Genomic DNA, 20,898 nt, shown 5'->3' with positions numbered 1-20,898 from the left:
AAACTTAAACGTTGAAACGGAAGTGCATTACATCGCCGTCTTGAACCACGTAAGTTTTACCTTCTAAACGCCATTTACCAGCTTCTTTAGCGCCGTTTTCACCGTTGTATTGTACGAAGTCATCATATGCAACAACTTCAGCACGGATAAAGCCTTTTTCGAAGTCAGTATGAATTACACCAGCTGCTTGAGGAGCGGTTGCACCAACTTTTATTGTCCATGCACGTACTTCTTGTACACCAGCAGTGAAATAAGTCTGTAAACCCAAAAGCGCATAACCTGCACGAATAACCACATTTAAGCCTGGTTCTTCCATGCCCATTGCTTCTAAGAATTCAGCACGGTCTTCATCTTCTAATAATGAAATTTCAGCTTCGATCTGGTTGCAAAGAGGAACAACAATTGCGTTTTCGTCGCTTGCAAGTTTTTTAACTGCTTCTAAATGAGGATTATTTTCAAAACCATCTTCAGCAACGTTTGCAATATACATGGTTGGTTTTAAAGTCATTAAACCAAAACCACGAACTAATTTACGTTCGTCATCAGACAAATCAGCCGCGCGAGCTGGTTTACCTTCGTCAAGTAAAGGTTGGATTTTTTCTAAAACTGCTTTAGTTGCTACAGCTTCTTTGTCACCGCCTTTAGCAACTTTAGTTAAGCGTAAAATTGCTTTAGCAACAGTTTCAAGATCGGCAAGTGCAAGTTCAGTATTAATAGTTGCGATGTCGTCTAATGGATCAATTTTACCATTTACGTGAATTACGTTTTCATCTTCAAAACAACGTACAACATGAGCGATTGCATCAGTTTCACGAATGTTTGCAAGAAATTGGTTACCTAAGCCTTCACCTTTTGATGCACCAGCAACAAGACCTGCAATGTCCACAAATTCCATTGTAGTTGGCAAAATACGCTGTGGTTTAACAATCGCAGCAAGTTTGTCTAAACGTGGATCTGGTACAGGAACAATACCTGTGTTTGGTTCAATGGTACAGAAAGGGAAGTTTTCCGCTGCAATCGCTGCTTTCGTTAATGCATTGAAAAGGGTAGATTTCCCTACGTTTGGCAGACCAACAATACCGCAATTAAAACCCATGAAAACCACTCACAAATGTGTAAATTAAAAATTGTGGCTGATTTTACATGAAAGCCATGACAAAGTCATGGCTAGAGCAGGGTTCTGTTGAGTTTAAACTTTACGTTTATCAAGTTGCTGGGCTAATGCATCACCTGTCGCTTGTATTAACATCACCAAAACAATGAGCACAAAAATCACAGCCAACATAATTTGCATATCAAAACGTTGATAACCATAACGATAAGCAATGTCTCCTAAGCCGCCAGCACCAATAGCACCGGCAATCGCAGAGGAGTTAATCATGGTCACAATAGTCACAGTAAAGCCTGCCACAATACCCGGTAGAGCCTCTGGCAAAAGCACATGCCAAATAATTTGTTTACGGTTACAACCCATTGCTTGAGCCGCTTCGATTAAGCCTTGATCGACTTCGCGTAAGCTGACTTCTGCAATACGGGCAAAGAAAGGAATTGCCGCAATGGTCAATGGAACAATAGCTGCCCAAACGCCATAACTCGTACCCACAATCCAGCGAGTAAGTGGAATGAGTGCAACCATTAAAATAAGAAAAGGCACAGAGCGAGTAATGTTAATGACCCAACCCAAAGCTTGATTAATCTTTTGTGAAGGGTGAATACCATGTTCTGAAGTGCTGACTAAAATGACGGCAATTGGTAAGCCAATTAAAAAAGCAATAAAAGCAGATGCACCTACCATGAGTAAGGTATCTACAGTTCCAGTAATTAATAAATCAATGAGCTGGTCGTGCATAGCCAAGTACCTCAAATTGTGCAATTGCAGTTAATGCATCTTGTCGTATAGATGAAAGATCAATTTCTACATTAGGAATACCGACTAAGAGTGAGCCAATAATATGCCCTTGAATCGTATCGACCTGACTTTGATATAAATTGACAGGCGCTTTAAATCGAGCAAGTAATTCTTGAATATCTGGAACCTGATGAGCTTCAGCTTCATATTTAAGTTTTACGATAATATGAGTCGAATTTTCATCGGGTAGAGGACTGATTTTAAAAGGCAGGGTAATCTGCTCAAGGTTTAGCAATTCTTGAGTAATCTGTTGCTCTGGTCGTGAAAACACAGACCAAACTTGTCCAGCTTCTACAATTTCACCTTGGTCAATCACCACGACTTGATCACAAATTTCTCGAATGACCTGCATTTCATGAGTGATGAGAACAATAGTTAAACCAAGTTCCTGATTAATCTTTTTAAGTAAAGCCAAAATAGTGGCGGTACTCTCTGGATCAAGTGCCGAGGTTGCTTCATCGCAAAGTAAAATTTCAGGGTGGTGAACAAGTGCACGTGCAATACCGACACGTTGCTTTTGCCCACCTGAAAGTTGTGATGGATAATAGCCAGACTTATCTGCAAGACCTACGAGTGCCAGAACTTCATTTACACGTTGGTCGATATCTGTTTTGTTGTAATTGGAAACTTTTAAGGGCAAAGCCACATTTTCCCAAACTGTTTTTGCAGACATTAAATTGAAATGTTGGAAAATCATTCCAATTCGCTGGCGTGTTTGAATAAGCTCGGAATGACTCAATTCAGCAATATTTTGTTGATGAATATGAATACTGCCTGCATTTACTTGCTCTAAGCCATTTAAAGTGCGGAGTAGGGAAGATTTTCCCGCACCACTTTTACCAATAATGCCTAAAATCTTACCTTGAGGAATATCAAGGTTAATCTCTTTTAAAGCATGCAGTTTTTGACCTTGCGATTGGTAAAACTTATTTAAACCACGAATTTTGATATGGGGTAGAGAAAAATCAACTTGTGATCCAAAACTCACCATCGTCATTCTCCTTATTTCCAGCCTTGAAACCACATACCTTTGCCAAAGTCTTTATCCAGAATGTCTTGTGCTTGTTTTGAGTTCTGGAATGCTTTAACAAAGGTTGCAAGTTTTTGGTTCTTATCTTGGTAATCGCGACGGGTCACAAACAAAATTGCATATTTTTTATCGATTGGATCTAAAAATAATGCGCTATGTGGGTCGGTTACCTTTGCCATTTTTAAGTAGTGAGGGAAGCCAAAAATTAAATCGACATCGTTATATGCATGTGCTGTTTGAGGGCCTTCAACCTCAACGAAGCTTAGCTGTCTAGGATTAGCAATAATGTCTTGAGTGGTTGAAAGCTCATTGTTGCTATCTTTCAGCTGAATTAAGCCTGCGCGGTGCAATAAAATTAAAGCGCGAGCTAAATTGACTGGATCATTTGGAATAGCAACACGTGCTTGTGAAGGTAAGTCTTCAAGTGATTTATATTTTTTTGAATATAAACCTACATGACTTCCTGAACCGACGGCAAATGCATGTAAGTCATAGCCTGTTTCCTTAACGGCATTGCGTAAAAATACGCTTTGCTGGAAAAAGTTTGCATCAATATCACCGTTTTGTACGGCAACATTTGGTGCTCGCCAGTCAGAAAATTCAACGAGTTTGACATGAACGCCTTGTTTTTCCACTTCATTGGCAACGCTTTGTAATAGTTCAGCATAAGGCGGGCTAATGCCAATTGTTAACACATCATCGGGTTGCTTATTTTTAATATAACGGTAACCGGCGATACCCAGAACTACGATAACAATCGTAATTCCGAGTAACCAAGGTTTATGCTGTTTGAACTGAATAGCCATAATTTTTCCGTTATTACTTCCAGCCAGGGAACCAAAGTTTTGGCCCAATTTCAGCGTCTAAAACAGCTTTAACTTTTGGCGAATTTTGATAAATCTCAACAAATTTCTTTAATTTGTCGCCTTTATCCTGATAGTCGTCACGCACTACAAACAAAATCGCATAACGTTTATTGGTATTGTCATCCAGTAAAAGCGCGCTTTCAGGATCAGCTGTTTTTGCTAAGCGCAAGTAATGTGGATAGCCAAAAGCTAAGTCAACATCATCAATTGCACGTGCCGTTTGTGGTCCTTCAACCTCGATGAATTGCAAGTTTTTAGGATTTGAAACAACATCTTTGAGTGCAGATAAATGGTTGTTTGAATCTTTAAGTGTAATTAATTTAGCTTGCTGTAAAAGTAGTAGGGCACGACCTTGATTCACTGGGTCATTTGGAATGACTACGCGTGCATTTTGTGGCAATTCATCAAAGCTTTTATATTTCTTTGAATAAAGTCCGACATGTGATGCTGCACCTACTGCAAATGCTTTTAATTTAAAGCCAGTTTCTTTAATTGCATTGTCTAAGAAAGGTTGATGCTGGAAAAAGTTCGCATCAATATCCCCATGATTTAAGGTAATGTTTGGTGTGTTCCAGTCAGAAAATTCGACCAGTTTCACATTTAAACCTTGTTGCTTTGCTTCATCGGCAGCAGCTTGTAAAGTTTTTGCAAATGGTGGGCTAATACCAATTACAAGTTCATTTGAGCCACTTTGACGGTGTTTATTCCAAAAGAATAAAGCAACAAAAAGGACTACAACGACTAAGCCTACGCCTAGCCATTTTTTAGAGGCTGTTTGAGCCATGTCTATCTCCAAATTTAGGCAGTTATTTCTTCAATTTTTGTTAAGTTTTTGCTGTTGTTATAGGGACTACATCGGAACGCTTGAACAGGGTGCTGTTCTGGTAATTGATCGCCGCGATTAAAGATTTTGTTCCGTAGTGAACCCGTTTTATATGCAGTTTTATAGCGACTACGTTGTTGTAGTTCAGGAATGACCAAGCGAATAAAGTCATGGTGAGACTCGGGTGCAACTGTACGTGTCAGATTAAAGCCATCAATATCGGTCTCATCTAAAAGGTGAATTAAGTATTCAGCAACTTCTTCGCCACTACCCACGATGAGCGGATAACGACCACCTAAAACATGCTGAGCTTTTAAATCATTTTTAGTGATTTGCTGTTCTTTAAATTTTTCAGTAATTGAAACAATGCTGTTACTTTTCTGGTAGGGAATTGCTTCATCGTCGGCAAATTTACTTAAGTCGATGCCAGTTGAACTCGCATAATGCGCTAAGCCAGCTTCAGGACTTGCATACTGACGATATTCATTAAGTTTCTGTACAGCCAGATCATGTGTTTCGGCAACAACAACGGTTATGCCGACAAAGACTTTAATGTCATCCGCTGAACGGCCTTGCTGTTCTGCAAGAGCACGAATCTTTTTTACTTGTTCGCGAATTTTTTCGGATTTGTCACCGCCAATAAATACACACTCAGCATGGCGAGTAGCAAACTGTGTACCTTTGGGTGAAGCACCTGCTTGAAACAGTGTTGGGGTGCGTTGCACAGAGGGAGACACCTGAAACACACCTTCACTTTGGTAATATTTTCCGTGATGATGAATAGTGTGAACTTTAGATGGGTCTGTAAAAACACGCTGTACTTTATCTTTTTTTACAGCATCGTTTTCCCATGAACCTTCCCAATATTTGTAGCAAAGCTCTAAAAACTCTTCGGCTTGTTCATAGCGAGCATCGTGGTCTTTTAAACCTTTTTGACCAATCAGGCGTTCTGCACTGTCTAGATAACCTGTAACGATATTCCAGCCAATACGACCTTGAGTTAAATGGTCGAGACTTGCAAAGCGGCGGGCAAATTGATAGGGATGCTCATAACTCAAATTAACAGTGACCCCAAAACTCAAGTTTTGAGTGACTGCTGCCATAGCTGAAATGAGTGTGGATGGGTCATGGCTCGGAAGCTGAATTGACTCTTTTAGAGTCAGATCAATACCATTTTGATAGACATCATACACACCTGTAATATCGGCAATAAACAAGCCATCAAATAGACCACTTTCTAAGGTTTTAGCTTGTTCTGTCCAATAGTTTAGTTCATTAAAACGATGTGATTCATCACGAGGATGTGTCCATAAGCCATGATTGATGTGCCCAACACAGTTCATGTCAAAAGCATTGAGTAAAATTTCTTTCGCTTTGAAATTTGTCATTACAATGTCCCCCGACGAGGTGGTAGAACACCATTAAGAACATAGTTCCCAATAAAGTAATATTTCCATCGTGCAGCATCATGCAACGTATGAACGCGTGCATTACGCCAGAAACGGTCTAGGCCATCTTGTGACTGGCTTCCACGGCTTCCAGCAAGTTCAATCAGCTTTGATGATGCTTTTAGTGCTGTATCACTACTATGAGCACGCACTTTGGCAACATCAATTGATGCTTTAGCAAGATTTTCAGGTGTGGTTTCAATTTTTGCTGCATCAATTGAATGAGCAGCTTGTTTTAATAAGACTTCACTTGCTCGTACATCTACGGCAATGCGGCCTAATTCATAAATTGTCAAAGGATCTTGGTTGGCCGTTGCAACATTTGAATCAATCCATGGACGAGCTTGATGTACTCTTTGCAAGCTTTCTTCAAAGGCCGCACGTGCAATGCCTACCTCAATCGATGCATGCATGATTTGGGCAAAAGGGCCCACTAAGGTTGGTTGTAAAAATGCACTATCAAAAGGAATAACATCATCTGCATCTACAAAAACCTGATCAAATTTAACTGTGCCGCTACCTGTAGTTTTCTGTCCAAAACCAGACCAGTCATCAACAAGTTTCAATCCTTGTGAACCACTTTTTACAAATGCTAGATATTCTCGACCTGCATCGTCTAAAACTAAGGTTGGAATACGGTGCGCAAATAAACTTCCTGTGCAGTAAAACTTTTCACCCTGAATCAAATACCCATTTTCGTGAGGACGGATATTAGTTTGTTTATGGGTTGAAGTTTTAGTTTTAAACTCAGCAAGTGCGTTACCAAAGCGAGTACCATTTAGCACTTCACCATATAAGCGTTGCTTTTGAGCTTCTGTGCCAGTATTGCGCAATACCTCTAAAGCATAAAAATGGTTTTGTGGAATTTGTCCGATTGAACCATCTGCACCACTTAAAAGAGCAATCACTTTAGCAACGGTATGACTTGAAACTTCAGCACCGCCATATTGCTTGGGTACTGTAATTGCCCAAAGACCAGATTGGCTCAATGCATCGATTTCGGTATACGGTAGAATTCGCTTAGAGTCTCGCTCAACTGCGGTTTTTTTAAACTGCTCTGCAAATTGTTTGGCAACGTCTAAAGCTTCAGCATCATTTTGAATAATGTGTGCTTGGCCAGATGCCGAGGTTTGTTTCGTTTGAACCGATTGATATGAAGTCATGACAATTTCTCCTTAAATCCAGGCATGGCGGGCAGGGAAATGACCATTAAGGTAATAATTGCCAATGGCATGTAATTTCCAGCGAACAGGGTCGTGTAAGGTATGCACACGGGCATTTCGCCAATGTTGATCTAAATTGTGTTGACTTAAACTTGAACGGCTACCACCAAGTTCCAACAACTTTTCAGAGATTTGTAGAGCGGCGTCATTGGCATAGACCTTTGCTTCTGCGACTAAAATTGAAGCTTTTGCAGTCTGTTCATCAGTGACATTTTGAAGTTGATCAAGTTCATCTAAATATTCAGCAGCTTCATCAAGTAATAAAACTGCAGCGTCGAGCAAAATATTTAACTTACCTACCTCTTGCAGGGTGTAATGCTCAAAGCTGGCTTTTTCAACATTTGCATCAATAATCGGGCGTGCTTTATGAATGGTCGATAACGTATCTTCGAAAGCAGCTTCTGCAATACCTACATCAATAGCCACTTGTAATAACTGTGAGTAGGCACCTCGATAGGTTGGTGCTTTAGTCAATAAACGTTCATCAAAAATAAGTTCTGGGTTAACTTCAACATTATTTAATTTAACTGTACCACTCGCTGTCGTACGTTGCCCAAAGCCATTCCAGTCATTAATAACTTCAATACCTTGTGCATCTTGATTCACAATCACTAAAACGACATGGCCTTCAGGATGAATCGCTTTAATTGCGAGCCAATGTGCAAAACTGGTTCCCGTCGAATAGAATTTTTCGCCGTTTAAAATATATTTGCCATTTTCAATTGTAAGTGTAGTTTTTAAGGTTTTTGAGTCATGGGTATTACGTTCTGGGCCACCGTTGGCAAGGCGTTTACCTGCTAATATTTCAGAAAAGATAAATTTTTTTTGTTGTTCTGTACCCATAATTTCGATCAGGTTTAAAAGGCTAATCTGATTTTGTGGAATTTGACCAACGTTCGCATCGCCTTTACTTAAAATACGAAAAACGTGCGCTAGTGTTTTATTGGAAACAAAAGCTCCGCCATATTTTTTCGCAATTCGAATTCCACCTAAGCCTTTTTGACTTAAGCTTTCGATTTGCTCATGAGGTAATAAGCGTTGTTGATCACGTGTATTACGACCCTCTAAAGCATAATCCGCCACTTGATAAGCAGCATTAATCGCTTGTTGATCATTTTGAATGATTTGGACGTATGCAGTCGTTTTTGATAGAGAATTAGACATAATGACACCTTGTATTGCTGTCATTACCTTACAAAAGAAATATTTTTCCACTAAACGAGGACTTATGCTCAGCTTATGAAATAAAGTGCAAAGCATTTTTTTTGATTTTTAATGGAGAAATAAAGATATTAAAAATTTATATAAATCAATGTTTTGTTATTTTTATGAGAAAAAAGAATAACAGAATTAGTTTTAATATGAAAAAGAGCAATAAGTACGGTAAAAAAAGATATAAAAAGCTATACCTAAGTGTCAGCAAAAAATGAGCACAATATCCATTGTTTTAAGTAAAAATAGCTTTTAAAGTACCTACTTACCATCGACCATTTTTGTACAAATAGTCAAATAAAAATAAACGTGGAGATTTTATGCGGGTTTTGTATCAGTTTCCTTTGTCCCATTATTGTGAAAAAGCTCGCTGGTTGTTAGACCATAAAGAACTTGATTATGTGGCTCATAACTTAATTCCAGGGTTTCATCGTGCTTTTGCACAACTCAAAACAGGGCAAAATTTACTGCCAATTTTGAAAGATGATCATCAGTGGATTGCTGAATCAACCAAAATTGCACTTTATCTGGATGATACTTACCCAGAACACACGCTGTTGCGTCGTGATGAGCAACTTAGACAACAAACTCTTAAAATTGATAGTTTGGCTGATGAGCTTGGTATACATGTGCGCCGTTGGGCCTTAGCTCACACGTTGGCACAAGGAGACCATGCTCTAGAAATTATGATGGGTGAACAGGGCTATTTACGTCAGTTTGAAAAAATATCGAAGCCATTTCTCAAAACACTCGTAAAGAAGAACTATAAACTTGAAGAGGAATTGGTAAGCAAGTCCAAAGAGAGCATGGACGAACTCATAAATGAACTAAACAACTATTTAATAGAGAATCAAGCGCGCTACATGGTGGGTGATCGCTTAAGTCTTGCTGATATTTCTGTTTGTTCGATGCTTGCACCACTATTAGAGGTGAAAGGTACGCCATGGGAGCATGAAGAAGGAGAGGACGTTTCTGAGGAATGGAGCAACTATCAAAAATATTTACTTGATTTGCCTCTAGGTCAATATGTTTTAAGAATATATCAAACCGAAAGAAATGCACGCGTAGATTGGCGAGGAATTTAAACTTTATAAAATGCCCTGATTTTCTCAGGGCATTTTTGTAATATTTCTAAGTTCACTCATTTATCTAAATATTACTATCAATCTTCTAAATGCTTTTTATTAAAACATTTATATATATTATTTTGATGTAGGAATTTCTTTATTTAGCTCATTATTCAACTTTAGTCTAAATACTTAATAATTTTAATTTTTATGACTTTTCACAAAATACAATTTTTCTAAAAACAGTTTTTAGCTGAAGTTAAGCCACTTTATCGTGCATGTGTTTACATTGTAATCAATAATTGCCACATTTAAGTGTAAATAGATGAGCTTAATAATAGACAGAAGATTAAAACATAGATTAAAGTAGAAACATGTTAGCAGTTTTAAAGGTATTAACTCTGCAAAACAGCTAAATAATAAGTGAAGCAAATGGATGTGTCTGGCTTGGAAAAGTTGGCGCGATAATTGCAATTTAATAATAAATCACTCTATTGCTCTATATGAATGATTCTATAGATAAATAGAGAGAATGATCATCAAGGAGTTCTTATGAAACGTTCTGCAACCTCTCTCATTATTTCAACAGTTATGCTTTGTACGGTTGGCGCTACTTCTCAAATTCAAGCAGCAGATACATTAGCTAAAATTAAAAGTACCGGAAAAATCGTAATTGGCCATCGAGAATCCTCAGACCCAATTTCATATGTTGTTGCAGGTAAACCAGTAGGTTATGCAGTCGATATCTGTAATCAGTTTGCAAATGACATTAAAAAAGAATTGAAAATGCCTGGGCTAAAAGTTGAATACAAGGCAGTCACTTCATCAACACGTATTCCTGAACTTTTAGCAGGCAATATCGATATGGAATGTGGTACGACCACAAACTCTAAGCAACGCCAAGAACAAGTTGGCTTCTCAACAAACTACTATGCGACAGAAGTACGTATGGCAGTTAAAGCGAACTCTGGTATTAAGAGTTTGGCAGATTTAAACGGCAAGGCCGTTGTGACAACTCAAGGTACAACATCTGATAAATACATTAAGATGAATGAGAAGGGTCAGTCAATTAATGTCCAAAATATTTATGGTAAAGATCATGCAGACTCTTTTGCCATGATGGCATCTGGCCGTGCTGCTGCATTTGTAATGGATGATAATATTTTAGCTGGTTTGGTTGCCAAGTCTTCTACACCTAAGGCATTTGCAATTGTAGGGCCAGTACTTTCATCTGAACCTTACGGTATTATGCTTGCTAAAGATGATCCAAAATTTAAAGCAGTTGCAGACCGTACTGTAAATAATTTATGGAAAACTGGTCAAATGGACGCTTTATATAAGAAGTGGTTCCTATCACCAATTCCACCAAAAAACACTAATTTGAACATGCCACAAAGTTCATCTTATAAAAAATTAAAAGCTCACCCAACAGATGCAGGGATCTAACAAGATCTTTTTGTCCTAAATTTCCTTAAGCAAGTGAAAACTCACTTGCTTAAGCGGTCTATTTTTCCTAAAGATATTCATTTAAGGGGCAAACATGTCAGTCGGCTCGCTAAACTGGACTATATTCTGTGCGGAGTCTAATGAATATGGTGTCGATAAAGCCGCATGGGCAGAATCAGTCTGTAGAGTAATTGGTAGCTCAAGTTACAATGCACACGCTGAGGCACCCACATGGTTACAAATGTTAGGTTCAGGCGTCTTTACTATGGTTTGGACAGCTGTTATAGCCTTTCTTATCGCATTTTTATTAGGTTCTCTCCTAGGGGTAATTCGAACATTACCCAACAAACCTCTCGCATTTATTGGCAATTGCTACGTTGAAATCTTCCGTAATATTCCACTTATTGTACAGTTATTCTTCTGGGCATTTGTTTTTCCGGAATTTTTACCGGACAGCTTAAGTGCAGGCAGTGGAGATGTTGTTGCTGGTGGATGGTGGAAAAATCTTTTAAATCATCAACCTGCGGTTATTGGTGTTTTTGCATTAGGCCTCTACACTGCTGCGCGTGTATCTGAGCACATACGTGCAGGTATTAATACTGTCTCTCGCGGACAAAAGTTCGCAGCTTCGGCGATGGGTTTTACTACTGCACAAAGCTATCGTTATGTCATTTTACCGGTTGCATATCGTACCGTATGGCCAACGATTACGTCTGAAGCAATGAACGTTTTCAAAAACTCAGCTGTTTTATATGCATTAAGTGTTTTGAATTTCTTCGCTTATACAAAAACTATGCGGGAAGAAACTTCTCAGGACATCATTATTCTTATTCTCTCTACACCTGTTTATTTGATTATTACTTATAGCATTAAGTTTGTGATGGCATGGATTGAGAAACGAATGGCTGTACCTGGCTTAGGTTCAGGAGGGAAGTAATTATGGATTTTTCTTTATTACACAATCCTGACGTGATCGCGGCACTCAAAGAAGGTTTCGTTTTTACCCTTACCGTGACTGTATTGGCGATGATGGGCGGTATCCTAATCGGAACTCCATTGGCAATGATGCGTTTGTCGAGCAATGCCATCGCAAGTAATTTTGCAAAATTTTATGTTGATCTGTTTCGTGGTATTCCACTGATTCAGGTGATTTTTATCTTTTACTTTTTGTTGCCTAAAATATTTGAGTTTCAATCTGATACCTATTGGGGACCGTTGTTTTCGAGCGTTGTGACTTTTGCCATTTTTGAAGCAGCTTTTTTCTCGGAAATTGTACGTTCAGGAATTCAGTCGATTTCAAGAGGTCAGGTACACGCAGGTTACGCGTTAGGTTTTACCTATGGGCAATCTATGCGCTACGTGGTTTTACCTCAAGCCTTTCGTAACATGCTCCCAGTATTGTTAACTCAAACCATTATTTTATTTCAGGATATCTCATTAGTTTATGTGATTAGTGCACCAGACTTTTTAGGTCGTGCAGATACATTGGCTAATACGTATGGTCCTGAAACGAAAGCAACATTCTATTTAATCGTCGCTGTAGTGTACTTCTGTAGTTCGTTTGTGCTGTCGCAATTAGTCAAACGCTTACAGCAAAAAATTGCCATCATTCGCTAATTGGAGATTTTAAATGCCAATGATAGACATCCAACATATCTCTAAATGGTATGGTGATTTTCAGGTTTTAACAGATTGCACGACGAGTATTGAAAAAGGTGATGTCGTTGTTGTTTGCGGGCCTTCTGGTTCAGGAAAATCAACACTCATTAAAACAGTAAATGCGTTAGAACCATTTCAACAAGGCGATATTATTGTTGATGGAATTTCTTTGAAAGATCCAAAAACAGATCTTGCTAAATTCCGTTCGCGAGTGGGAATGGTCTTCCAACACTTTGAACTTTTTCCGCACATGACTGTTTTGGAAAATTTAACAATTGCTCAAGTTAAAGTATTAAAGCGTTCGGTTGCCGATGCACGTGCAAAAGGCCTAAAATATTTAGAACGTGTAGGTTTACTTGCACATAAAGATAAATTTCCTGGTCAATTGTCTGGTGGACAACAGCAGCGTGTAGCGATTGCGCGCGGCTTGTCTATGGACCCAATCTGTATGTTGTTTGATGAACCAACTTCTGCACTTGATCCAGAAATGGTCGGGGAAGTGCTTGAAGTAATGGTGCAACTTGCACATGAAGGTATGACCATGATGTGTGTTACACATGAAATGGGCTTTGCTAAAAGAGTATCTAATCGTTTAATTTTTATGGATGAAGGTAAGATTTTAGAAGACTGCCCAACCCATGAGTTTTTTGATAATTTAGATGCTCGCCACGAGCGTGCGAAGCTTTTCTTAGAAAAAATTCAAGCCATGCACTAATACTAGTAATAAAAAAGAGCCTTTTGAAAGGCTCTTTTTTACACCCAATTTTTAGAAATTATATTTCGCTAATAAATTGATACGTGAGTAATCACCCTTATCGCCCGCGAAAGTTTCTCGCTGGCCGTAAGTGTATTCTGCACCTAAATCAATATTTTTAACTGGATTCCAGATTAAATTGACCAAGGCATTATAAATTTCTTTGTTATAGCTGGTACTGGTTAAATTGCTATTTGCATAGACACTATCATCTTTATATTGAATACCGCCTATTGCAAAAGTAGAGCGGAGGATAGGGCTCCATTTCCGTTGATAGCCAATCACGGCACTATCAAATTCACCTAAATTAATATCCTGAGTTGTTGTGTCATAGGCATAGGCTGAGTTGCTATAAGATAAATAGCGACCATCTCCTTTTACATGGTAGTAGTTAGCAACCAAGCTATCTTGAGGCGTTAAATCATATTTACCGCCAACCCCAACACCCCAACCAAATTTTTCTTCAGAAGAGCTATCTTTGGGTGCTACACGGTTTTCATGGGCAAGACCATGTAATTGTAATAGGCCTTTATTATCCGTTGTTTTAAAATCATATCGTGTAGTTAAAGCAGGAAAGCGGCTTCCACCAGCAGCATTACTCACTTTTTCAACATCACCGCCTTCGAGGGCAACTAATATTTTTTGCTGAGCATTAATAGGTTGAGTGTAACGAACCTGTACAGTACGAGTGGTTCCTGTTCCGACTGCACCAGTAAAGTCTAGTGTTTCTGGTGATGTATCTGTATTTACAAAAGGTGAAGTCGTTTGACCTGCTAGCCATTTACCTAAAGACATATAAGCATGGCGAACACGGAAGGTACCATTACCGTTATCGCCATTTCCGCCCATGAAATCAGCTTCAATTTTGCCGGTTAAATCTCCGTATTGAGTAGGTCGAGTAATATCCAGCCCAATTCGTGAAGTTGCAGCAGATACATTTAGCGAATCTTGTCTTGGGTCATCTTTATTTAAAGGGTAGTTGGCTGCATTTGAAATGGTACCATTTGAACCTTTAAAGTCATAGGTTGCATCTACTCGGACATTCCCATAAAGCTTAACTTGGGTTTGCCCATCCGCCATTGCCATCCAACCTGGTTTTGATACAGGAGGATTAGAGGTAGCTGGTGCCACGGGAATTGTTGCTGGGGCACTAACTGATAAAGCTGTTTTTTGTTGATCAGATAGTTTCTGGACGAGTTGTTTTAACTCTTTTACTTCATCACGTAAGGCGTTAACTTCAGCATCTGTAGCGGCATGCACAGGCATCGTCACGCTAATTACGCCTAAAGAACTCATTGCTAGCACGAGTGTTTTGATTTTATTCACAGGAACTCCCCGACATGGATAAAAATTTTCCTGCAAATACATAACAATAATAGTGCCAACTTTAAGAATTTAGAAAAATAGTAAAATATCTATGATTATCATTGCTTTATGTTTAAATGATAGTGTGCGTAAAATCTTATATTGAAAAAATAAAAGAGAGCGTGAAATTCACTCTATAAAATGCGCCATATGCTTCATTATTTGCACGGTTAAAATGCACGACTGCAATAAAATGTGTAAAAGAAATAAACGTTTTAGCTATTTTTAAACCTTTGTATTTTAAATGCAGATGAGTTGTATAGGGTATACTGTCCTCACTGTAAAATTCTGGCTGGAGATAACAATGGAGTTAGACCGTTTTGATAAACAAATTCTAGAAATTTTGTCTCATGAAGACTTAAATTTGAATGAACTTTCAGAACGGATCAATCTGTCAGTTAGTTCTGTGCATCGCCGGATTAAGCATCTGATTGAAGCCAATGTTATGGGGCAGCTCAAAAGGGAAATTAATTTTAGTAAACTTGGATTTACCTTACACATTTTATTGCAAGTTTCATTGAGTAAGCACGACACCGAAACATTTGATAAGTTTCTTTCGGAAATAGAAGCAATTCCCGAAGTGACCAATGCATTTCTCGTGACAGGGCAAAGCGCAGATTTTATTTTGGAACTTGTAGCACGTAACATGGATGACTACAGTGAAATTTTATTAAAACGTATTGGAAAAATTGACAATGTTGTTGCGCTGCATTCCAGCTTTGTTATTAAAAAATATAATGTTTTTAACTGCTATAACCTACTCAATAAGCTATAAAAAAACGCACCATTAGGTGCGTTTTTTAATTCAAATGTTTGATTTAGGCATCAAGTTGAGCCAAAACTTCATCTGTGAACTCAACGTTAGTATAAACGTTTTGTACATCATCAAGATCTTCAAACATATCAATCATTTTAAGAATTTGTTTTGCTTGGTCGACATCGGTAATTTCAGCTTTGGTTGATGGACTCATAACCACTTCTGCATTGTCAGATTTTAAACCAGCAGCAGTGAGAGCATCTTGAACTTCACCAAAAGTTTCTGGTGACGTGATTACCAAAATTTCATCTTCAGAAATTTCAATATCTTCAGCGCCAGCTTCTAAAGCAACTTCCATGATTTTGTCTTCTAAAGAAACATCTTCAAAAGTAATTTCACCACGTTTAGTAAATAAATAAGCGACTGAACCCGCAGTTCCTAGGTTACCATTTGTTTTACTAAAACAGTGACGTACATCTGGTACTGTACGGTTTAAGTTATCTGTCATTGTTTCAACAAGAACAGCAACACCGCCAACACCATAACCTTCGTAAGTTACTTCTTTTAAATCATCATTATCTTCACCACCTGCACCACGTTGGATTGCACGGTTGATGGTGTCACGTGTCATATTAACTGAAAGAGCTTTTTCAACTACTGCACGTAGACGAGGGTTACTAGCAGCATCTCCACCGCCAAGTCTGGCAGCAGTCACAATTTCACGAATATATTTAGTAAAAACTTTACCGCGACTTGCATCTTGTTTCGCTTTACGATGCTTAATATTGGCCCATTTAGAATGACCCGCCATGGACGTGAACTCCAAAAAAAGAAAATGCAAAAGTGCTGGAATATTAGCATAGGCTTGGTTTTGTTGAAAACTGTTGCCCTGCGTTTTGTTAGCCAATTGAATAAGAATAATAAGCTTAAGGCCTAATGAATGAGATTAGGCCAAATCAAACCCAATTTGATTTAGTTAATTTTGACGTCTATGTCAAATTGCGCATATAACTCTTTAATCGTTTCCAAATCTTTTTGTAAGTCTGTTGGGTAAATTTTGCCTAGAATCCCGCCTTGCTTGCTTCGAGCGTTGGCATACATGAGTACGATTGGAACATTAGCTGCTTTTGCTATATGCCAAAAACCTGTACGGATAGGTTTACGGTCTGAGCCATCTTTCGCACGAGTAGCTTCAGGAGCAATCACTAAGTTAAAAGTTTCATGAGTTTGAAATTGTTCAACCATTTGAGAAACAATATCTTTACTAGCTTTGCGGTCAACAGGAATGCCGCCAAGTTTTTCTAAAACTGGCTTAAGAGGACCCTTAAAAAGTTCTTTTTTTATTAAAGTATGAATCTTAATGTCTAAAATTTGGAAGAGAGCAATAGAGAGCACAGCATCTAGATTTGATGTATGTTCAAAGCCAATAATAACTTGTTTTTTTTCAAGAATTTCAGGATCTACATTATAGGTCCAACCAGCAGCTTTAAAGATAGAGTTAGCTAGAAATTTTTTCATAGATCAGTGCAAATTGATAAATTTGCAGGATTCTAATATGAGTTTGTAAAAAAGCCTAGAAAAATTATGAAAGCTAACGTAGAGCATTAAAAATGATGATTATCTAAGCTGTGGAAGATTTAAAAAGTTCTTTTTTATTTTTCTTTTAAACTTAATAAACTTAGATAATTTTTTAAATTAAGAGACCGATTGGGGGATCTCTTCATTAATTAAAAATTCAATATATTGCCAAATTTTTTCAGCGTTAATAAGTGTTTTATCTGTTGTTCCATCAATAATCATCCCATCAATAATAGAAATAATGATATGAGTAAGCGGAGTAGGGTTTTCTATACCTAATTGAGTGAGCTGTTCTTGTAATAAATGAGTTAACCACTTCGTATACTCGTAAAATGGTTCACGAATTGAAGTATATTGTTTAGATACTTCAATAAATGCTTTTTTAAATAAACATCCATTAAATGTTTCACTATTGATCCATTCAATATACCAATTAAAAATAATGTGGATTTTCTCAAGCGAGTTAGCATCTTGACGTAAATCTAATTGTTCATTAATTGAATTTTGAATATTTAAATTTCGATGTTGCAAACATTCCATAATTAAATTTTCTTTCGAGGGAAAATATTTATAAAATGTCATTTTTGCAACGTTCGATTCAGCAATAATACGGTCAACACCAGTTGCATTGTAGCCAATCTGATTAAATAAATTTAAAGCAGTATTTATAATATCTTCTTTTTTTGACATTACTATTCCATATAGTTAGAACAAATTATAACTTAATCTAAAAAATTAAAATTTTAATATGAATTATCATAGTAAAAAAAGGGATTGGATACAAGTTTATATTGTGATAATGATTATCATTAACTATATTTTTTTTAAATTTTATATTTGATTTCGTACGATTTTAATTCTAATATGGATTGATGAAGGAATATATTTAAATATTGATTTAAATCATTGTTTTTATAATAAATTATGTAAAAATCGATCGGGCTTCAATAAGTTTAATGAGAGTAGATATGCCTAAGAAATTTGAGAATTTTAATAATCCTAGAAAGAAAGCACTCGCAGGGATGAAGCAAAGCATTTCAGCCGAGCTATGGGAAAAAAATTCAGACTTTTTGACCCGATTAAGAGCAAAAATTGCTAAACATGCAGTTTCACATCATCCTGCAATTGATATTTTAAATAATGGAGAAATTAATAAAGAAAATTTAAAAAAAATACACTTAGAATATCGCCATGCAATTGTACAAACTTTTACTGACGCGTTGCTCATGGCTCAATTTCAAACTAAACAACTAGAGCCAAGATTGCATGCTGGTGCGAAAATGTTTCCACGTTTTCTTTTAAGTTTAAATATTTTTGACGAGTTTGGGTTTCGACCTGGTTTCGACAAAGATGGTTATTATCAGGGGAATCCTGAATATGCTCACTATCCTTTATTTGAAGATGTATTAAATGATTTTGGTATTACGGAACATGATCGTCTGACTTATCAGCCGACTGAAATTGCAGATCAAGTTAGAGTTTTTTTAGAAAATGCTTATGATGACTATAAAGCTGTTTCAGCTTTGTTAGCCGTCGCAGAAGAGGAGGTCATACTTTATAGTCCACCGTTACGCAAAGCGACTAAAGCTGTAGGTTTGGAGGTCGAGGGTGGTGGTTATTATCATGTGCATGGCATTTCTGAGGATGAAAGTGCCGAAGCTGCAGATGATGATCATGAAGAAGACTTATGGTATGTCTTGATGCAAGCTTGTACAGAAGAAGATTATAATTATATCGAAAAATTATGTTTAGAGTATTGTGATTTATGGGAAAAATTTTGGGATGTTCAAATCGAAAACTTAGAGTCAATCCCTAAACAGAGTTTGGCTTAAGAACATGACAAATAAATAACTCAATAATTTAGAACAATCATAGATACTGAAAAGAATGCTCAAAAATATGGGAATAGTAAAAGATCTTTTAAAGTTAAAACGAACAATACAAAATCGGCACACCCTTTATTTTTAACGTGTTGTTTTTATATTAGGTTGCTAATGTCTAAAGGGCTTTCGATGCAGATTTATAATAATCCCAGCATTACTGCGCGAAGGACTGCCGAAATTTTATTATTTACATTGAGTTTTTGCATTACATTCACCACATGGAAAGTCACTGTTCTCTCACTAATAGATAGAATGAGCGCAATTTCTGAAGCAGTTTTTCCTTCAGCACTCCAACGCAATACCTCTTTTTCTCTGCTGGATAACTTAAGATTTAAAACAGCGAACTCTCTGTCATTCACAATTTTGGCAATACTATTATGCAGCATTTGAGCAAGCCAAAACATTTTTGTGGATTGTGATTTTTGTTCCTGTTCAGAAATTGGATCAGCTGATCTGGCAAGTGTGAGCATGCCTTGTGTACCAATTAAATCTCGACATGATTGTGACCAGCCAACACTTAGACCGTATGATTGTGCTTCATCCCAAAAATCTCTTGGTGATTGCTTATTTGCTGTTTGGCTAGACCAAATCATTGGTTTTAATGAGCTTAGGCAATGTCGTACTGTTGGGTCGATAGCAACGTAGTGGCACTCAGTATAACGTTGCTGCCATTCTTCAGGATAATTATTCAGTAAGATTGTTTTGGGTTGAGCAATAGAGAGGGGAATGTGCATACCATAGGCACAATAGTCATATCCTAGTTGTGCGCTAATTGATTTAGCGATATCAAACAGCTGATGGACATCTTTTGCATATAAAGACGCAGAAATCAGATCTTCTTGCCAAATTTCCATGTTTTCCCCTTGTCGTTAATGGATAAAATTTTATTAAAAGTCTTTGATTTTTATGGTCAAGTATTCCCTTGGAAGGGTTTATATAACGGCAAATTTGTGAAATTAATTGATTGATCGGGAAAATGTACGGGTGGTCGTTGGCGTGATGACTTCAGTCTCGTATTCTTATGAGTTCTAAATAAATTATAAACCTTGACGTGCGAACAAGCACTCTATGAGTAGGATTTAAAAGCCCTTTCTTACAACACCTTAGTAACGTAGGTGTATATTTACTCGTTAATAAAGCTTTACTCATCTGATTTACAATATTGGTCGTCTATTGGGGCTAGAAACTTACTGCTCAGTGACCATAAATCAGAGTTTTTATAACTTAATAGCGAAGTCGTGACGGTGATGCTTATACGGTACAGTATTGTGATTTTACTGAGGTTGCGGATAGTAGGAATTAGTAATGTTAGATATAAATGACATATTCATTTGATTTACCTTGAATATAGAATTTAATGTGGGTGACAAAAAGTGTGAATCTGTTGCACTATAAATTTATAGTGCAACAGATTGATATAACTAATTAAATTCAACAAGAACCCCAAACAACACCAGACCAAACAGGGTTGTCATTAAGGTAGAGAGTAATTTTTAAGCCCTTAGGGATACCCCATGATGTACAAACATCACCGCAGACTTTGAGTGTTGCACCAATTGGAATACTGATAGGAGATGGGAAGCAAATTTGCCCAATGATTGGGAAGCTGAAACATATTTTGTTTGTTGTCGGATCGTAAGAAGCTGAAACACAAGCTTGAAGGTTTAGTGCTTGAACTCCAGCTGAATCTAGTTGGCTTTTGAGACCTTCTACAGTTATATTATTTTCAGTTGTTAAGTTGGTATTTTCACTTGCTAAATTAGCGTTTGCAGATTGTTTTTCAAAACCGACTTTTGTGTAGTCAGGAACCACGTCTTTTTCACATTGACATTTGCTCATTTTAATACTTCCTTTTAAATGTTCGTACTCATCTGGCTT

General features: G+C 37.4%; 21 protein-coding genes. 7 read left to right on the top strand and 14 right to left on the bottom strand.

Translation table 11 applies throughout. The features are described from left to right. Positions 1 to 4: 4 nt before the first annotated feature. The 8 genes from ychF to MMY79_RS11230 all read right to left on the bottom strand — a co-directional run bounded on the left by ychF (position 5) and on the right by MMY79_RS11230 (position 8,487). Positions 5 to 1,096, bottom strand: coding sequence for a redox-regulated ATPase YchF (gene ychF / locus MMY79_RS11265; RefSeq protein WP_252608493.1), 1,092 nt, complete (start codon positions 1,094 to 1,096; stop codon positions 5 to 7). A 93-nt stretch (positions 1,097 to 1,189) separates the two neighbouring features. After that, a complete protein-coding gene (locus MMY79_RS11260; RefSeq protein WP_252608492.1) occupies positions 1,190 to 1,849 on the bottom strand; it encodes a methionine ABC transporter permease in 660 nt (219 codons plus the stop codon). Continuing rightward, entirely contained in the window at positions 1,830 to 2,906 is a 1,077-nt protein-coding gene (locus MMY79_RS11255) for an ATP-binding cassette domain-containing protein (protein ID WP_252608491.1), read from the bottom strand. The genes MMY79_RS11260 and MMY79_RS11255 overlap by 20 nt, the downstream gene beginning before the upstream one ends. A 5-nt stretch (positions 2,907 to 2,911) precedes the next feature. Continuing rightward, the gene (locus MMY79_RS11250; RefSeq protein WP_252608490.1) at positions 2,912 to 3,745 is read right to left on the bottom strand and encodes a MetQ/NlpA family ABC transporter substrate-binding protein; all 834 of its coding nucleotides are present in this window, start codon (positions 3,743 to 3,745) and stop codon (positions 2,912 to 2,914) included. Between the two features lie 13 nt (positions 3,746 to 3,758). Beyond that, the gene (locus MMY79_RS11245) at positions 3,759 to 4,589 is read right to left on the bottom strand and encodes a MetQ/NlpA family ABC transporter substrate-binding protein (protein WP_252608488.1); all 831 of its coding nucleotides are present in this window, start codon (positions 4,587 to 4,589) and stop codon (positions 3,759 to 3,761) included. 14 nt (positions 4,590 to 4,603) lie between these two features. Next, positions 4,604 to 6,016 carry an LLM class flavin-dependent oxidoreductase gene (locus MMY79_RS11240; protein ID WP_252608486.1) on the bottom strand — a complete coding sequence of 471 codons (1,413 nt, stop codon included), beginning with the start codon at positions 6,014 to 6,016 and terminating at the stop codon, positions 4,604 to 4,606. Further along, positions 6,016 to 7,239 carry an SfnB family sulfur acquisition oxidoreductase gene (locus MMY79_RS11235; protein WP_252608484.1) on the bottom strand — a complete coding sequence of 408 codons (1,224 nt, stop codon included), beginning with the start codon at positions 7,237 to 7,239 and terminating at the stop codon, positions 6,016 to 6,018. Before MMY79_RS11235 ends, MMY79_RS11240 begins: the two co-directional genes overlap by 1 nt. Before the next feature lie 12 nt (positions 7,240 to 7,251). Next, positions 7,252 to 8,487, bottom strand: coding sequence for an SfnB family sulfur acquisition oxidoreductase (locus tag MMY79_RS11230; RefSeq protein WP_252608481.1), 1,236 nt, complete (start codon positions 8,485 to 8,487; stop codon positions 7,252 to 7,254). Positions 8,488 to 8,831: 344 nt separating this feature from the next. On the opposite strand from MMY79_RS11230, the gene MMY79_RS11225 reads away from it, so the two are divergent. The 5 genes from MMY79_RS11225 to MMY79_RS11205 all read left to right on the top strand — a co-directional run bounded on the left by MMY79_RS11225 (position 8,832) and on the right by MMY79_RS11205 (position 13,398). Beyond that, positions 8,832 to 9,596: a glutathione S-transferase family protein gene (locus MMY79_RS11225; protein WP_252608477.1), complete on the top strand. Its 765-nt coding sequence runs from the start codon at positions 8,832 to 8,834 to the stop codon at positions 9,594 to 9,596. 534 nt (positions 9,597 to 10,130) lie between these two features. Continuing rightward, positions 10,131 to 11,024, top strand: coding sequence for an amino acid ABC transporter substrate-binding protein (locus MMY79_RS11220; protein WP_252608475.1), 894 nt, complete (start codon positions 10,131 to 10,133; stop codon positions 11,022 to 11,024). A gap of 94 nt (positions 11,025 to 11,118) precedes the next feature. Continuing rightward, a complete protein-coding gene (locus MMY79_RS11215) occupies positions 11,119 to 11,961 on the top strand; it encodes an amino acid ABC transporter permease (protein WP_252608472.1) in 843 nt (280 codons plus the stop codon). Positions 11,962 to 11,963: 2 nt separating this feature from the next. After that, complete coding sequence (locus tag MMY79_RS11210) at positions 11,964 to 12,641, top strand: amino acid ABC transporter permease (RefSeq protein ID WP_151745161.1); 678 nt, start codon at positions 11,964 to 11,966, stop codon at positions 12,639 to 12,641. Between the two features lie 13 nt (positions 12,642 to 12,654). Beyond that, positions 12,655 to 13,398, top strand: a complete 744-nt coding sequence (locus MMY79_RS11205; protein WP_252608470.1) for an amino acid ABC transporter ATP-binding protein — start codon at positions 12,655 to 12,657, stop codon at positions 13,396 to 13,398. Between the two features lie 51 nt (positions 13,399 to 13,449). Here the strand turns inward: MMY79_RS11205 and MMY79_RS11200 are convergent, their stop codons facing one another. Beyond that, on the bottom strand, positions 13,450 to 14,763 hold the full coding sequence (locus MMY79_RS11200) for a DcaP family trimeric outer membrane transporter (RefSeq protein WP_252608469.1): 1,314 nt from the start codon (positions 14,761 to 14,763) through the stop codon (positions 13,450 to 13,452). A gap of 343 nt (positions 14,764 to 15,106) precedes the next feature. Between MMY79_RS11200 and MMY79_RS11195 the strand changes: the two genes are divergently transcribed. After that, positions 15,107 to 15,577: an Lrp/AsnC family transcriptional regulator gene (locus MMY79_RS11195; protein ID WP_252608468.1), complete on the top strand. Its 471-nt coding sequence runs from the start codon at positions 15,107 to 15,109 to the stop codon at positions 15,575 to 15,577. A gap of 43 nt (positions 15,578 to 15,620) precedes the next feature. Here MMY79_RS11195 and MMY79_RS11190 read toward each other — a convergent pair whose 3' ends face one another. The 3 genes from MMY79_RS11190 to MMY79_RS11180 form a co-directional block, all read right to left on the bottom strand. Continuing rightward, positions 15,621 to 16,370: a YebC/PmpR family DNA-binding transcriptional regulator gene (locus MMY79_RS11190; protein ID WP_003651352.1), complete on the bottom strand. Its 750-nt coding sequence runs from the start codon at positions 16,368 to 16,370 to the stop codon at positions 15,621 to 15,623. Between the two features lie 161 nt (positions 16,371 to 16,531). Next, on the bottom strand, positions 16,532 to 17,077 hold the full coding sequence (locus MMY79_RS11185; RefSeq protein ID WP_252608467.1) for a 1-acyl-sn-glycerol-3-phosphate acyltransferase: 546 nt from the start codon (positions 17,075 to 17,077) through the stop codon (positions 16,532 to 16,534). Positions 17,078 to 17,254: 177 nt separating this feature from the next. Continuing rightward, positions 17,255 to 17,827: a TetR/AcrR family transcriptional regulator gene (locus tag MMY79_RS11180; protein WP_252608466.1), complete on the bottom strand. Its 573-nt coding sequence runs from the start codon at positions 17,825 to 17,827 to the stop codon at positions 17,255 to 17,257. 278 nt (positions 17,828 to 18,105) lie between these two features. Here MMY79_RS11180 and MMY79_RS11175 point away from each other — a divergent pair, with 278 nt between their 5' ends. Further along, positions 18,106 to 18,969, top strand: a complete 864-nt coding sequence (locus MMY79_RS11175; RefSeq protein WP_252608465.1) for an iron-containing redox enzyme family protein — start codon at positions 18,106 to 18,108, stop codon at positions 18,967 to 18,969. A gap of 188 nt (positions 18,970 to 19,157) precedes the next feature. Here MMY79_RS11175 and MMY79_RS11170 read toward each other — a convergent pair whose 3' ends face one another. Together MMY79_RS11170 and MMY79_RS11165 are read right to left on the bottom strand one after the other, a co-directional pair. Then, a complete protein-coding gene (locus MMY79_RS11170) occupies positions 19,158 to 19,874 on the bottom strand; it encodes a LuxR family transcriptional regulator (RefSeq protein ID WP_252608463.1) in 717 nt (238 codons plus the stop codon). Between the two features lie 577 nt (positions 19,875 to 20,451). Beyond that, positions 20,452 to 20,859 (bottom strand): hypothetical protein, encoded by a 408-nt coding sequence (locus MMY79_RS11165; protein WP_252608461.1) that lies wholly within the window; start codon positions 20,857 to 20,859, stop codon positions 20,452 to 20,454. Positions 20,860 to 20,898 lie beyond the last annotated feature (39 nt).

Origin of the sequence: Acinetobacter sp. XS-4 (assembly GCF_023920705.1) — a bacterium.
In the GTDB taxonomy this organism is placed as follows: Bacteria; Pseudomonadota; Gammaproteobacteria; order Pseudomonadales; family Moraxellaceae; genus Acinetobacter.
This window is presented reverse-complemented; position numbering and strand designations above follow the sequence as displayed.